The organism is Caballeronia sp. NK8 (assembly GCF_018408855.1).
Classification (GTDB): Bacteria; Pseudomonadota; Gammaproteobacteria; order Burkholderiales; family Burkholderiaceae; genus Caballeronia.
Genome location: NZ_AP024326.1, coordinates 202,765 through 215,649 on the forward strand (window position 1 = coordinate 202,765; position 12,885 = coordinate 215,649).

The 12,885-nt window shown below is 60.4% G+C and carries 12 protein-coding genes and 1 pseudogene; 10 read left to right on the forward strand and 3 right to left on the reverse strand.

Annotated elements, in window-relative coordinates:
- Positions 1-2: 2 nt before the first annotated feature.
- The 4 genes from NK8_RS33710 to NK8_RS33725 all read left to right on the forward strand — a co-directional run bounded on the left by NK8_RS33710 (position 3) and on the right by NK8_RS33725 (position 4,626).
- Entirely contained in the window at positions 3-248 is a 246-nt protein-coding gene (locus tag NK8_RS33710; protein ID WP_213233785.1) for a hypothetical protein, read from the forward strand.
- A gap of 34 nt (positions 249-282) precedes the next feature.
- On the forward strand, positions 283-867 hold the full coding sequence (locus NK8_RS33715) for a hypothetical protein (RefSeq protein ID WP_213233787.1): 585 nt from the start codon (positions 283-285) through the stop codon (positions 865-867).
- 113 nt (positions 868-980) lie between these two features.
- Positions 981-1,268, forward strand: a complete 288-nt coding sequence (locus NK8_RS33720; RefSeq protein WP_213233788.1) for a hypothetical protein — start codon at positions 981-983, stop codon at positions 1,266-1,268.
- Between the two features lie 631 nt (positions 1,269-1,899).
- Positions 1,900-4,626 (forward strand): AAA domain-containing protein, encoded by a 2,727-nt coding sequence (locus NK8_RS33725; RefSeq protein WP_213233789.1) that lies wholly within the window; start codon positions 1,900-1,902, stop codon positions 4,624-4,626.
- A 453-nt stretch (positions 4,627-5,079) separates the two neighbouring features.
- Here NK8_RS33725 and NK8_RS33730 read toward each other — a convergent pair whose 3' ends face one another.
- Both NK8_RS33730 and NK8_RS33735 read right to left on the reverse strand, forming a co-directional pair.
- Positions 5,080-6,249 carry an IS91 family transposase gene (locus NK8_RS33730; RefSeq protein ID WP_213233544.1) on the reverse strand — a complete coding sequence of 390 codons (1,170 nt, stop codon included), beginning with the start codon at positions 6,247-6,249 and terminating at the stop codon, positions 5,080-5,082.
- A 21-nt stretch (positions 6,250-6,270) separates the two neighbouring features.
- Positions 6,271-7,146: a site-specific integrase gene (locus NK8_RS33735; RefSeq protein WP_213233543.1), complete on the reverse strand. Its 876-nt coding sequence runs from the start codon at positions 7,144-7,146 to the stop codon at positions 6,271-6,273.
- Between the two features lie 603 nt (positions 7,147-7,749).
- Here NK8_RS33735 and NK8_RS33740 point away from each other — a divergent pair.
- From NK8_RS33740 to NK8_RS33765, 6 genes and pseudogenes are all read left to right on the forward strand, one after another.
- The gene (locus tag NK8_RS33740) at positions 7,750-8,250 is read left to right on the forward strand and encodes a phospholipase D-like domain-containing protein (protein WP_213233791.1); all 501 of its coding nucleotides are present in this window, start codon (positions 7,750-7,752) and stop codon (positions 8,248-8,250) included.
- Positions 8,251-8,306: 56 nt separating this feature from the next.
- Positions 8,307-8,609 carry a cyclic-phosphate processing receiver domain-containing protein gene (locus tag NK8_RS33745; protein WP_213233792.1) on the forward strand — a complete coding sequence of 101 codons (303 nt, stop codon included), beginning with the start codon at positions 8,307-8,309 and terminating at the stop codon, positions 8,607-8,609.
- A 708-nt stretch (positions 8,610-9,317) separates the two neighbouring features.
- Complete coding sequence (locus NK8_RS33750) at positions 9,318-9,533, forward strand: hypothetical protein (RefSeq protein WP_213233793.1); 216 nt, start codon at positions 9,318-9,320, stop codon at positions 9,531-9,533.
- 102 nt (positions 9,534-9,635) lie between these two features.
- Positions 9,636-10,081, forward strand: a pseudogene (locus NK8_RS33755) (universal stress protein).
- Positions 10,082-10,232: 151 nt separating this feature from the next.
- Positions 10,233-11,228: a LysR family transcriptional regulator gene (locus tag NK8_RS33760; RefSeq protein ID WP_213233795.1), complete on the forward strand. Its 996-nt coding sequence runs from the start codon at positions 10,233-10,235 to the stop codon at positions 11,226-11,228.
- A gap of 179 nt (positions 11,229-11,407) precedes the next feature.
- Complete coding sequence (locus tag NK8_RS33765; RefSeq protein WP_367657833.1) at positions 11,408-11,740, forward strand: RT0821/Lpp0805 family surface protein; 333 nt, start codon at positions 11,408-11,410, stop codon at positions 11,738-11,740.
- A 12-nt stretch (positions 11,741-11,752) separates the two neighbouring features.
- Here NK8_RS33765 and NK8_RS33770 read toward each other — a convergent pair whose 3' ends face one another.
- Positions 11,753-12,772, reverse strand: coding sequence for a hypothetical protein (locus NK8_RS33770; RefSeq protein WP_213233797.1), 1,020 nt, complete (start codon positions 12,770-12,772; stop codon positions 11,753-11,755).
- Between the last annotated feature and the right edge of the window lie 113 nt (positions 12,773-12,885).

Sequence of the window (12,885 nt, forward strand, 5' to 3'; positions counted from 1 at the left end):
CGATGAAAATATCGATCGAGCAAGCCAAGACCATCTATCGCGAAGCGATCGACCGCATGGCGAGCGACGGCGAATCAGCGAGTTGGTGGGAAGAGGTTACGGCGGCGGTGGAGGAGGTTGCCAGTGCGAGGACCGAGCGAGATGCCGCAGCGGTGATCGCGTGGTGGCATCACGATTGGTCTTTAGTTTCAGATACGCCTGCTGCCGCAGTCAGACGCATCCGGCGCGCCGCGCGGACAGCGAGGTGATCAACTTAACCCTGTCGAGAAGCGATTTCGGCGCATGCTAAGCAACTATTCAATCGATGCTTCCTCGACCCGGGACCAGGTGCTGCAGTTCCTGAATGGACCCGGCATTCTTGCACGTTACGAGGCCGGGGCCACCGGTTTTTCGGACGGATGCCGCATCGACCAAGGCACCTTGGTTACCGATCCCGAGTGTCGGATATCAACCGTGCTTCATGAGGCGGGCCATCTGGCGATCACACCGCGCTGCTTCCGTTCTTTGATGAACGGCAACCTGTATGCAGGGCAGCGCGAGATGCTCAGACGCATTGACGAAGAGGGCTTGCACCCGGATGCTCCCCTGTATCGCGCCGTCATTCAGTGCTCGGACCCGGAAGCCACCGCATGGGCGTGGGCTGCTGGCGTGAGCCTTGGTCTTCCGGGCAGGGAGATTATTCGCGACGATGAATACGACGGCGAAGGGGCAGATATTCGACTCGCTTTGCAGATGAATGCATACTTTGGCATTCATGGTCTCGCTCACGCAGGCTTCTGTGCGATTCGCAAGCGAGGTGATCAGGCCGCCTGGCCGCAATTGAACTTCTGGACGCAAGAAGTCGCCGCAGATGCGGGAGCGCATTAACTTGACTTGTCGATCAAGCACAGAAAATCTTCAACGGTGCTGCGATCGCGGACATGAACTCTTCAGGCGCTCGAGATCAAGCGATGCGACGCCTGAAACAGAAGAAGGTCGGGATGAGTGAGAACGAAGTGATCGAGGCTGCGAGGGCGACATGGAACGCGCAGGCTGACGAGCACAACCAATGGGATGAACTGGGCTGCGACGAAAAGCTCGAACTGGCCGTGCGCGCCGCGTTCGAAACGTGGTCCGCGCAAGAAGTCGTGGCGTGGATCACTGAAGATGGTGAGCGTGTCATCACGGACGCGACAAAGCGCGGTCTGCCACGTGCCGTGCAGGCACCCTACACGCGGCCACTCGTTCGGGCAACATTGGGCGAGACACTGCCGGACGGAGAACAGTGAAACACATCGGCACGACGAACTGCTCATTGGCCAGCGATGCGTTGGCGGCGAGCAGGCGCGTCAGATTTTGGCGAACTAAATGACACTGCAAGATGGAAGATACATGGCGGTCTGTAAGGAGCGCAGTGCCTTGGCCGCTGCGGTCAATGGGCATGGTCCTGTTTACCCTCAGGCTCCGTGCAAGGTGGTGAAGGGCGTGGCTATTTTTCTCCGAGACGGAAAGGAGGTCTGGCGGTGCAACGCGGGATACGCTGAACTCCATTTCAAGCTCGAGCCGAGCGATTGATAGGTTACCCTCCCGCGCTGAAACCATAGCACTGGCCAGTGACGACGCAAGGTCGACTACGGAAGTTCGCGCGACGGTCGCGTTCGCTGCGGAATGTAGGTACTGCAAACTTCGGAAAGCGGCCATGAGCGGACGTTCGACGCGGGGCGCGAAATCGTTGACAATCGGTGTTTCAGAGCCCTCAATGCAGTCAGTCCTTTGTGGGCACTTCGAGCGAAATCAAGCCATCCGTCCGGTGGGCTGCCGCGCGCTGACTTATCCATCGGAGATGGCCGTCTTAGTGCAGAAGAGATAATAAGGGAGATCCGTCCTGACGCGTACCCGTCTAAGACGAATCCAAGACTTATGGTGTCTATTCATGTAAGCGGAGAGGACAAGACCTCTCAGATCAGCGACTGGGCGATCTACTGGAGCGACAAGTACGAGAGCCTTCAACTGACATGTTATTTCCCATCCAGGAAGACATTCACTCGCCCGCTCAGTGACTGCCGCGTTGTTCCCACTCGTGAGTTGGACGAGATGTTGCTCGCAAAGCCAGGTGGCGCATCCGTTCAGTCCGTCGAGAGAGCGACAATCTACGGCGAGCGGTATGCCGTGGTCTACTATCCTGGCGCCTCCAAGCCGTACGTTCACAAATTGAACAGCGTCGAGTTCGTCAAGCCGACAACAATGAAGGAAGGGTCTGTCTTTCGGTATTTTGTCGACGTGGCGAACGCCCGAAGGGAAAACGCGGGTTCAAAGATCCAGCGCGAGATCGCGGCCAATATCGTCCGCCAGCTAGAGAGCCTGCCTCCCCGGCCGGACACTGCCTTGAACGCCTATTGCACGGGGCAGAACGGGATGCAGGCGCAAGTCGATGGTCTGATCTTTCCATTTGGCGTGAACGAAAGCCAGCTCACGGCGGTCGAGCAAGGGTTCCGCGCGCAGATTAGCGTCATTGAGGGGCCGCCTGGAACCGGCAAGACGCAGACCATTCTAAACATCCTTGCCAACATCCTGCTGCAGGGTAAGACGGTCGCGGTACTGTCCAACAACAATCCGGCCGTGGAGAACGTTTACACGAAGCTGGAGAAAGCCGGGCTTGACCATTTGGTTGCCAAGCTCGGCAGCAAGGAAAACCGGGCGGCTTTCTTCGACAATCTACCTCCCCGGCCGTCCGTCGAACCCGAGCCCGCACCGACCATGGACGAAATCCAAGCGCTGCTTGCACGGTTGAGGCGGCATCTCCACGATCACAACACAGCAGCGCAATTGCAGGCTGACATCGATGAACTACGTATCGAACGTCGCCATCTGCTGCAGTGGCAGGACGAGAACGGGCTACAGGTTCGAGCGTCTCTGGACAAGTACGGCTTGTCGCCAGACAAGACGTCGGACCTGATAGCCTACCTATCCCATCTTGGAGAGCAGCCGATTCGGCTCAAGGACCGAATCGAGCTGCTGTTCAATTTCAGGATTTTCCGCGCCAAGCCTTTCGAGAAGGAGTCCCGCCAGTCCATCATTCATGCTTTGCAGATGCACTACTACGACAAGGCGCTGCAAAACAAGGAGGCGGCCTTGGGGGCATGCCGCGAGTCGCTCGCGCAAGGCAATTTCACGGCGTCGCTGGAGGCGTTGACGACAGGGTCGATGCGCTACCTCAAGCAACACTTGCATGCGCATACCACTGAGCCAGGTGGCATCAATGAGGGACAGTATCGGAAGCAGTTCGACCACTTCTTGCAACGCTTTCCCATCCTCGGTAGCAGCACGCACTCCATCGTCAACTCGATCGCACCGGGCGCAGCCCTCGACTACGTCATCATCGACGAGGCCTCACAGCAGGACATCGTACCGGGCATCCTGGCGCTGGGCTGCGCGAAGAACCTGATCGTCGTTGGGGACAGCCGTCAGTTAGCTCACATTCCAGTGGCGTCGGGGCTTCGAACCCCCGATAACGCGTACGATTGCGAGCGATACAGCCTGCTCGATTCGTGCACCAGCGTATTTGGGGATGCGTTGCCGAGGACTCTGCTTAAAGAGCACTACCGCTGCCATCCCAGGATCATCCAGTTCTGCAACCAGCAGTTCTATGACAACGCCTTGATTCCGATGACCCGGGACAACGGCGAAACCCCGCTGCGACTGGTGGTGACCGCCAAGGGCAACCACGCGCGCAACAACACCAATCTCAGGGAACTGGATTCATTGCGCAAGGTGCTCGACGATGAGGACGAGCCTGTCATGCTGGAAGGCGACGGCCGTGGCTTCATTGCCCCATTCCGGGCGCAGGTCGCGCTCTCCGATAAGAATTTGCCCGCAGATTTCGTCAGGGACACCGTCCACAAATTCCAAGGCAGGGAATGCGACGAGATCGTATTCTCCACTGTATTGGACAGGAAGCGTGACAACCGCGAGCGGATGGATTTCGTGGATGACCCCCGTATCGTCAATGTGGCGGTGTCACGCGCCAAAAAACGATTCACGCTGGTGACGGGCGATGAAGTCTTCACCGCGAATAACGGCCCGATTGCCGCCTTGATGCGCTACGTCGAATACCACGCAGAGGACAAGCAGATAATACGTGCTCCCGTCGTGTCGGCCTTCGACCTCCTGTATAGGGAATACGACCGGTCCCTGATGCGGCTGAACGCCAGGTTACGGCGCGAAGATTCCGAATACAAATCGGAGCAGATCGTGGCACAGCTCCTCCGTGAAGCGCTTTCCGACCCGTCACGCCAGGCCATCACCTTTCACACGCAGATCCTGCTGAACCAGGTCGCCTCGCCTACTAACCCCGCGCTGACGGCGGAAGAACGGGCATACATGCGCAACGGCGCCAGTTGCGACTTCGTGCTGTATTTCAAAGTGGGGAAAACCCCGCTGAGAGTGATCGAAGTCGATGGCGCCTCCCATAACACAGCTGAGCAAGCGGCGCGAGATGCCTTGAAAAATAGCATCCTGGCGAAGAGCGGGCTTGCGATCCTGCGGCTGCGGACAGTTGAAAGTGGAATTGAGGAGAAAGTGGAGGCGTTTCTTGCGGCGTGGGGGCAAGCGGACGCTGACGTGGAACGTACAGCGGCAAAGGCATGATGGTCGTAAATCGACTTTTTTTTGCTCGCCCGCACTGTTGGTGCCGGAAGTGGCATTTGCGGTGAGGGAAATCAAACGGTGGTAAGAGCTGCCGGCCGAGTTCGTTAAGGTTTATTCGATGCCTGCCATCGGCCGCAGAAATGTGCGTGCCGCCGCGCATGTCGGCAGGCGTCGAATAAGCCCGATGGAGGAAACCGCGGAGTGCCCCACTGCGGTTGGAGGGTTCGCGGCTATGGCGATTGATAGACCGGAATGGTCAGTGGTGCCGGATGCGGCACGCTCAGGCGGGGTGCCGGAGGGACGCTGACGCCGTAGCGAAGTGGTTTAGTCGTGCATTCGCGATGATGAGGCGGCCGGGCAAAGCGCTTCGCGTAGCGACACGCGCAGGCTCCATCCTTGGGCCGCGTTGCCGCGGAGCCAACGTTCGACAGGCAGGTCGAGGAACCGTGGGGTTCATGTCGGATCCCGGCGCATTGGCGGTGCGCGGATCGGGGCGCTGCGCGCGAGGATTTCGATGACGACCATCGGTGCGCCGCAGTGCCGACAGATGAAGACGGGGCGGGTTTCGATGATGGCGTCGTCCGGCGACGGGCTGATCTCGGGTTCGACGTGCAGCAGTTCGCGCACCTTTGCGAGATTGGCGCGGCGCACCGGGTTGGCGAGCAGCCCGAAGTGGCGGATCCGATGGAAACCACCGGGCAGCACATGGAGCAGGAAGCGGCGCATGAATTCGCCGGTTTCGAGGGTCATGGTCTTGTAGCGGGTGCGTCCCTTCGCACGGTAGTCCTTCCAGCGGAACGTCACGCCACGCTCATCGACGGCGACCAGGCGCTGGTTGGAGATGGCGACGCGGTGCGTGTAGCGTGAGAGGTACTCGAGCACCGCCTTCGGTCCGGCGAACGGGCGCTTGGCGTAGACCACCCATTCGCAAGTACGTAGGGGCGCAAGCCATCGGGCAAAGGTGGCGGGGTCGGCGAGCCCGGTGTACTCGCCGAAGAACTGCAGGTCGCCACGGTGGTGAACCGACTGGAGTGCCTCGAGGAAGCGGCGTCGGAACAGGCGTGAGAGGACGCGCACGGGCAGGAAGTAGCCGGGCCGGCAGGCGATCCAGCGTTCACCGTCAGGCGACAGCCCGCCACGGGGGACGATGCCGTGCACATGCGGGTGATGCGTGAGCGCCGATCCCCAAGTGTGCAGTACGAGCGTGGCGCCGATCTGGGCGCCGAGATGCCTGGGATCCTCGGCGATCGTGCGCAGCGTGTCGGCGGCGATGTCGAACAGCAGCCCGTAGATGACCCGCTTGTTGTACCAGGCGATCGCGCTGATTTGCGCGGGCAGCGTGAAGACGACGTGGAAGTACTCGACGGGTAGCAGATCGGCCTGACGCGCCTCTAGCCAGCGGTGTGCGGCGCTGGCCTGGCACTTCGGGCAATGCCGGTCTCGGCACGAGTTGAAGGACACCTCGGTCCTTGTGCAGCCTGAACAGCGCAGCACATGTCCGCCCAGTGCCGCCGTGCGGCACCGTTCGATGGCCGACATGACCTTCAGCTGCCCCAGGCTCAAGTGTGTCGTGGCTCGCCACGCTGGCCCGTGGCTGCGGAAGATGTCCGCAACCTCCAGCATGAGGCGTTACAGCCCGCGGGTCTACTCTGAGGGCAGACGGTCCAGCGGACTGGTGACCTCGTGCAGCAGGTCGGTGGCCACCTGGACGTAGAGCGCGGTGTTCTCGAGCTTTGCATGGCCGAGCAGCACCTGGATCACGCGGATATCCACCTTCTGTTCGAGGAGATGTGTCGCAAAGCTATGGCGTAGCGTGTGCATGGACACACGTTTGTCGATGTTCGCAGTCTCGGCGGCGGCATGAATGGCACGGTTGAACTGTCGCGTGCTTAACTGATCGAGCGGATCGAGTCCGGGAAACAGCCACCCACCATCGAGCATCTTGCCCTGCGCACGGGCCACGCGCCACCACACACGCAGACGTTCGAGCAGCACCGGCGAGAGCATCGCGTAGCGGTCACGGCGGCCCTTGCCCTGCTCGATACGCAGTGTCATGCGCTCGCTGTCGACGTCGGTGACCTTCAGCGCCACCACTTCGCTGGCGCGTAGCCCCGCGCCGTACGCGACCGACAGCGCGGTTTGGTGCTTCAGGTTACCGGCGGCCTCGATGAGCCGCCGCACTTCGTCGGGGCTGAGCACGACGGGCAATATGCGGGGCACGCGCACCGGTTGCATCCTGACCATCAGCTCGGGCCGGTCGAGCGTGACTTTGAAGAAGAACTTCAGGCCGGTGATCGCGTGGTTCAGCGACACGGCCGATGTGCCGTGGTCGACCAGATAGAGCTGGTAGCGGCGCAGGTCCTCGACGGTGGCCGTGTCAGGCGAGCGCCCGAGAAAACGGGCGAACTCACGCACGATGTGCAGGTAGATGTCCTGCGTCTTGGGGGCAAGCTGGCGCATGCGCATATCGTCGATCATGCGCTGGCGCAGTGGGCTGGCGTTTGTCGGTAAGGAGGTCATGATTCGGCTCCTGTTGAAGAACGAGGCGGATTGCCTCATTCGCCAACATAAAGCCGGGTGACCGGCCTCTCCCTGACCACCAGCGTCGGACCGTAGCCCCTACCGCGCGAGCGGTTTAGTCCACCGGCCAGGAACGGCCGTTCGACGAGAGCATGCGAAACGTCAACGATCGACTACCCACGCTTGCGTTGCGCGTAACGCGTCGACTGCAGACGAAGTGCGCATCGGACACAGCGTTATTTGTGGGCCGCTTCGTCGAGCACCACAGCGCTTGAACCTCGTGCGCTCCTCAAGGAAAGGCCCTGCGACAACTCGGGCACACCTTTCCATCGCGCTGGTGTCGAAGCGGTCCTCGTCGGCAAGGGGTGGCCTCCAAGCCGGACGGCGCGAAAACGCATTCCCGCAAAGCACTGATGTTAGCCAGGGCAATCTCGAAGCACCGGGGGAGTGCCGCAAGCAACACCGGTCGAATATCTCACTCGACCGGACCGCTACATGTTTCACCGGAAAGCCGTCTCGATCTGCGAAAGGGGCCTCTGTCTGAGTTCGGGTTCATGCGGCGTTGCTGTAAGCTTCCGCCTGTCACTCTTATCAAGGTCTGCCGTGCCAGCACTTCTCTATAACGTACCGAAAAAGCACGAACGGAATCACCTGGCAACGATCGAGAAGCTGCTTTCTGACGCCGACCGCGTTGTTATCTGTTCGGGCTGGATCAAGCTCGAAGGTGTCGGATTGCTGAAAGACTCGATCGCCGCGGCAGTAGCGCGCGGCGTGGCAGTCACCGTTTATTCGAATCGCCCAAGAAAGGACAAGAGGAAGACCGAAGTGCAACAAGCTGCAGTAGATCTGCTGGTAGAGTTGGGCGTCAACGTGATCGCCACGACGAAGAAGTTCCTACATTCAAAACTGTGGTACTTCGAGTCGAAAGGCAAATACCATGCGCTTATCGGGTCTGCAAACATGACCGAGGGTGGGCTGCGCGTAAATGAAGAGCTGTCAGCGCCGATCGACGGCGAAATCGGTGACGAGAAGCACTCTGAAATCGCTGAGTACCTGCGTCACGTAGATGGCCTTTGTGGGAGCCGCGCTGTCGGCCAGGAATAGTCCACAGCGGAAGCAGTGACTTTGTAGAGGACACGATCGGCCATCTCGGGGGACGATTGAAAGCTTATCTCGACGATCTCAGAGAGACACCGCCAGGCTGGATTAGGGTGTACTGGCCCGACGAGGCCATCCGTCTTCTCGAAGCGGGGATTGTAGAAGAGATCGGTCTTGACCACGATCTAGGTAATGACGAGCGCGGGACGGGCTACGATGTGATTGTCTGGATGGAGGAGGCTGTTGCGCTTCGGGGGTTCAAGCCGCCGAGAATTGTCGTCCATTCTGCGAACTCCGCAGCACGGGCGCGAATGACGGCGGGGATTGATGCGATTAAGTCGTTGGCAGGACGACAGGGTATATAAAATCTGTCTCAACTCAGGTGGAGAGGATGCCGTGTTGATCCGGCACTGGGCGACTTCAAAAAGCGTTGATCGTCAAAGGAAACACTGCCGAACTCCCGATTTCACCGGAAGTGGCGGCCGGCGCTCGCGTATTCCGGGCGTGCGATGGACGCATTCCACGACCTAATTAAGGGGCGACCAACGCGCGTGAAGACACGATGGCTCGAGACCCAAGCCAGAACCGAATGACTGCTCTAGAGAAAGCCGACTGTCCCTTGTGGTTCGGGTGCGGGAGTTCGAGGCGGGTCGCCTCAGGCGCCACGCGCCCCTGCCTGCAACTTCGGCAAGCGGCCACGAGCCGCCGATCGAGGTCGCCGTCCAATTTAAATATCCAAGGTCACGTCCGCCCCCGCTCAATGGCCGGTTTCCGGCGATCAAATTGCCGGTGGCACTGCCTCAACCCGGCCATCTACGGTCATTTGCCGGAAGCTCACCGCAGACGTTCGAGCGAGCATTCCTCTCAAATAGGGGTCGTTCGAAAGTGACTGCGCAGCGTCACGTCTTCGGTGCCAGAGCGGCCATTCAGATGGATGGTGTTCGCCGGCATCAGCCGGATGCCTATGATCGAAGGGTCCGGCAGGCTGCTTGGCATGGTCACGGAGGGCGATCCCATGCGTCGCGTGGAGATCGGGACCGGCGAGAAACAGCGCTCGTGGTGGCTCGAGCTTGATGCGTCCACGACTGAACTCGCGAGCCAGCGCGCAACGCGCGATCACGGTGGCGAGCACCGTGCTCGCGGAGTCGGTCGCTGCAGTCCGAAGTCGTGAAATCGATCTCGCGGAGGAAGGCGATAGCGTCGTCCATGAACTTGCAGCCGAGGCGGGCGAGGATCGCGCGGGCCTGCTGATCCTCGGTATCCGGCAACATCACGGATTGGTGAGGTGATTCGATCCATCAGTTATGGATCGGCTCAGCCAATTCGCGACTTGCGCATTGATCGTCGTGCCCGCCGGATACGAAAGTACCTACGACGAAGGCGTGCAGCGCATGCTCTTCGCCGTCGATGGCAGCGCAACGTCGCTTGCGGCAGTGGGCGTAGGGGCGAAGCTCGCAGCTGCGGACACGCAGATACGCGTGGTCTATGTCGTCGACCGCGCGATATGTCCCGGCGGATTGATGCCGACGACACCGCTCGAGCTAACGTTGGTCAAGGAGGGAACCGCGGCGATCGCAGCCGCGGCCAAGGTGCCTGAACCCCTGCACAACATAACGCCTTTACGGGTCTCGATCGGCCTGATCACCACCGAGTCCGGCACCGACGACATTGCGAGCGCCATATTGCGCGAAGCAGAGCGCTGCGGTGCGGATCTCATCGTGATGGGACACACGGCAGGCGCGGCGGCGCGCGAGCCCATCTTGGCAGCGTTTCCAATCGGGTAGCCAGCCTTGTCGAGATCCCGCTGATGCTGGTTCGTGAGCGACACAATGTGTAAGCCCGGCAAAAAACTAATGACAAACAATGGACAATCAATTATCTAGTTGGAGAGATTGAGATAGCTGGCCTCGTCCGCAGTTGCTTCGCGCGATGCACAGCAAACTTCCCAGGACGCAGGCAAGACGACTCTGCGCATTGAGGGCGATCAAATGAACGAGATCCAGGCGATGCGTATCTTTGTGCGCGTATCGGATACGGAAAGTTTCCACTGCACCGCGCGAGAACTGCGGGTTTCCAACGCGTTGGTGAGTCGCGCGATCGCCTCGCTCGAGGCACGGTTGAAAACTCGTTTGATCAATCGCACGACGCGCAAGGTATCGGTGACCGAAGCTGGCGCGCGCTATCTCGAAGGATGTCGCACGTTTCTGGAGGAACTGGATAATCTGGAGTCCACGATCGCGAAAACTGAAGACGGACCCAGCGGCGCGTTGCGCGTCGTCGCATCGACCGCGCTATCCCAGTTCACCTTGAGTCAACTCGTCGACGGGTTCCGCGAGCTCTATCCGAACGTAACGGTACGGCTGACCCTCGCTGAGCGGCGTGTCCATTTCGTCGAAAATGGTTTTGACGTCGGCATTGTCACTGAGCTGGCGGATCAAACTGCGGTCGTCAAGCAGAAGGTTGGCGTCAATGCGTTCGTCCCCGTGGCCACGCCGGCTTTTCTGCGCGAGCATGGCCTGCCTGCCGCCCCGGGAGATTTGCGCAGCCTGTCGTCGGTCGGGTTGCAAGAGGAGCTACGCAGTCAGACGTGGAATTTCGGTCACGGTCAAGGCGCCGTGGATGAAGTCACGCTCGCACCGGCGTACTCGGTCGATAACTGGTTCCTGGCTCGTCTCGTGACGCTGCAGAGCATGGGGTTCTCGATCGTGCCTAAAGGCGTGGTGCAGACCGAGCTGGACGACGGCAAACTCATTCGCCTGTTGCCGGAGTATTCGATCGCGACGCCCGACAAGAACATCTTCATTGTCTTTCTTGCGCGGAAGTACTTGCCTCGCAAGACCCGCGCGTTCATTGACTATGCATCGGATTACCTAAGCCGGGAACTTGCAGTCTCGACCGGCCGAACTGAAGACATCGACGTGCTGGCTTTGCGTCAACCGAGGTCACTTCTTGAAGCGGTCAGCGCTGAGGCGAACGCGAACTGATGCCACTCGTCGAACCGGATTTTGTTGCAACATCCAAGGCTCGGCAAGTGATTGAGAGCTATGCGCGGATAACGAAATGAATGAATATCTCATTAGATCGACTCGACGTGCCATGAACGGAGGCGGACATGAAGGCGAACCCACGTTGTTTCCCTAGTCGCGTTCTTGCCGGACTGTTGTTGTCATGCACATGCGCCCATGCTGCGAACCTGAACTTCCTCAAGGACACGCCGATCAGCTATATGAAGCCCGCCGACCGCAAAGCGCTCAATCGCGCCGCTCAGGAAGCGCTCGACACGAAGAAGGACGGCGAAACAATCAAATGGAACAACGCCGGAACCGGTAACACAGTGCACATCGAAGGCACGGTCACGCCGCGCGACACCGTGAAGCGCGACGGCGGGACGTGCCGCAAAGTCACGCTCGTCGCCGTCGCGAAGGGACAGACGCAGTCGTGGACGCCGACCGCGTGCAAGAAGGGGGAAGCGGAGTGGCGGATCGAGAAGCAGTGACGCACCCGCGATCTAGAAGCTGACGGCAAACCCAAACGACACGCCGTGCACGTTGTGCCCGAACACATAGCGCACCATCGCGCGCGTGCGCGTGATGACGACGGGATATCGGCTGCTGTCGAGTTCGAGGCCCACGCCGAGCGAGGTCAGATCGTTGAAGCCGAGCACGCCCGCGCTGTCGCCGAAGTAATGCGAGTACGCGGTTTCGAGCACGTAGCGCACCGGCCGGTCGAGCGCGGCGAAGCCCGTCGGCGCACGCCAGCGCGCCCACAGGCTGAATTGCTGCGCCGTCGCCGAACCCTGCACGGCATCCGACGAACTGCCGAAGCTGCGTAAATAGATATCGGTCGCGCGCAGTTCGACATCGACCTCATAGTGCTCGCGATAGTGCTCCAGATCGAGCATCAGCGAGCCGCCGAGACCGAAGGCGTTGAGCGCGCCGTCTTCGAGGAACTGGAGATTGGTGTTAGCGAGGTGGTTGAACACGGTCTGCGCGACGCGCAGATCGCTCGCGACACGGCCGATCATGCCGTTGAGGATCGGCCGCAGGCGCAGCTCATTGGTGATCGGAATGTCCCAGCCAATACCGACCGTCGTGCTCGCGGTGTTCCACTTCGCCGGCACCGGGCGTTGCTGAGTGCCGTCGGTCGCGATGAAGGTCGGATCGTAGCGGCTGTACGCGACGGTGCCTTCGAGATAGAGCGGAAACGACCTGCTGAGGGTGAACCCGCCGCCGAGCTGCGTCTGGCCGAAGCCCGGATTGCCGGTCGCGCCGCTGTTGATGGAGAGCGAACTCGTCGTGACGTCGGGCACCGCCGTGTACGACATGATCGCGAGCACGGCGTTCGCGTAGTTCTTGACGTTGGTTCCCACCACGGCGCGATCCGGCGCGCCTTGCGCGTGAGCGATGGCAGGCGTGACGGCGAACAGCACGAGCATCGAAAAGATGCGCAACCGGCTCGAAGACAGGATCGGCTTTCGCATGTGGCGCAGCGCCCGGACGTTGAACGGCTGGTTGGTCGTACGTTGCATTCGGCCGCTCCGCCGATGCGCCATTGCATGCGCGGAGCCGTTGACCGATCCCACGGTCACAAGCAGAAAATGTAGCTTACCGATGGCCGCACGCCAAGCCCGATACATACGGG

Bases quoted from the DNA above. Each gene is read 5' to 3' on its own strand.
- NK8_RS33710 (WP_213233785.1), top strand. From the start codon at position 3: ATGAAAATATCGATCGAGCAAGCCAAGACCATCTATCGCGAAGCGATC.
- NK8_RS33715 (WP_213233787.1), top strand. From the start codon at position 283: ATGCTAAGCAACTATTCAATCGATGCTTCCTCGACCCGGGACCAGGTG.
- NK8_RS33720 (WP_213233788.1), top strand. From the start codon at position 981: ATGAGTGAGAACGAAGTGATCGAGGCTGCGAGGGCGACATGGAACGCG.
- NK8_RS33725 (WP_213233789.1), top strand. From the start codon at position 1,900: ATGGTGTCTATTCATGTAAGCGGAGAGGACAAGACCTCTCAGATCAGC.
- NK8_RS33730 (WP_213233544.1), bottom strand. From the start codon at position 6,249: ATGCTGGAGGTTGCGGACATCTTCCGCAGCCACGGGCCAGCGTGGCGA.
- NK8_RS33735 (WP_213233543.1), bottom strand. From the start codon at position 7,146: ATGACCTCCTTACCGACAAACGCCAGCCCACTGCGCCAGCGCATGATC.
- NK8_RS33750 (WP_213233793.1), top strand. From the start codon at position 9,318: ATGCGTCCACGACTGAACTCGCGAGCCAGCGCGCAACGCGCGATCACG.
- NK8_RS33760 (WP_213233795.1), top strand. From the start codon at position 10,233: ATGAACGAGATCCAGGCGATGCGTATCTTTGTGCGCGTATCGGATACG.
- NK8_RS33770 (WP_213233797.1), bottom strand. From the start codon at position 12,772: ATGCAACGTACGACCAACCAGCCGTTCAACGTCCGGGCGCTGCGCCAC.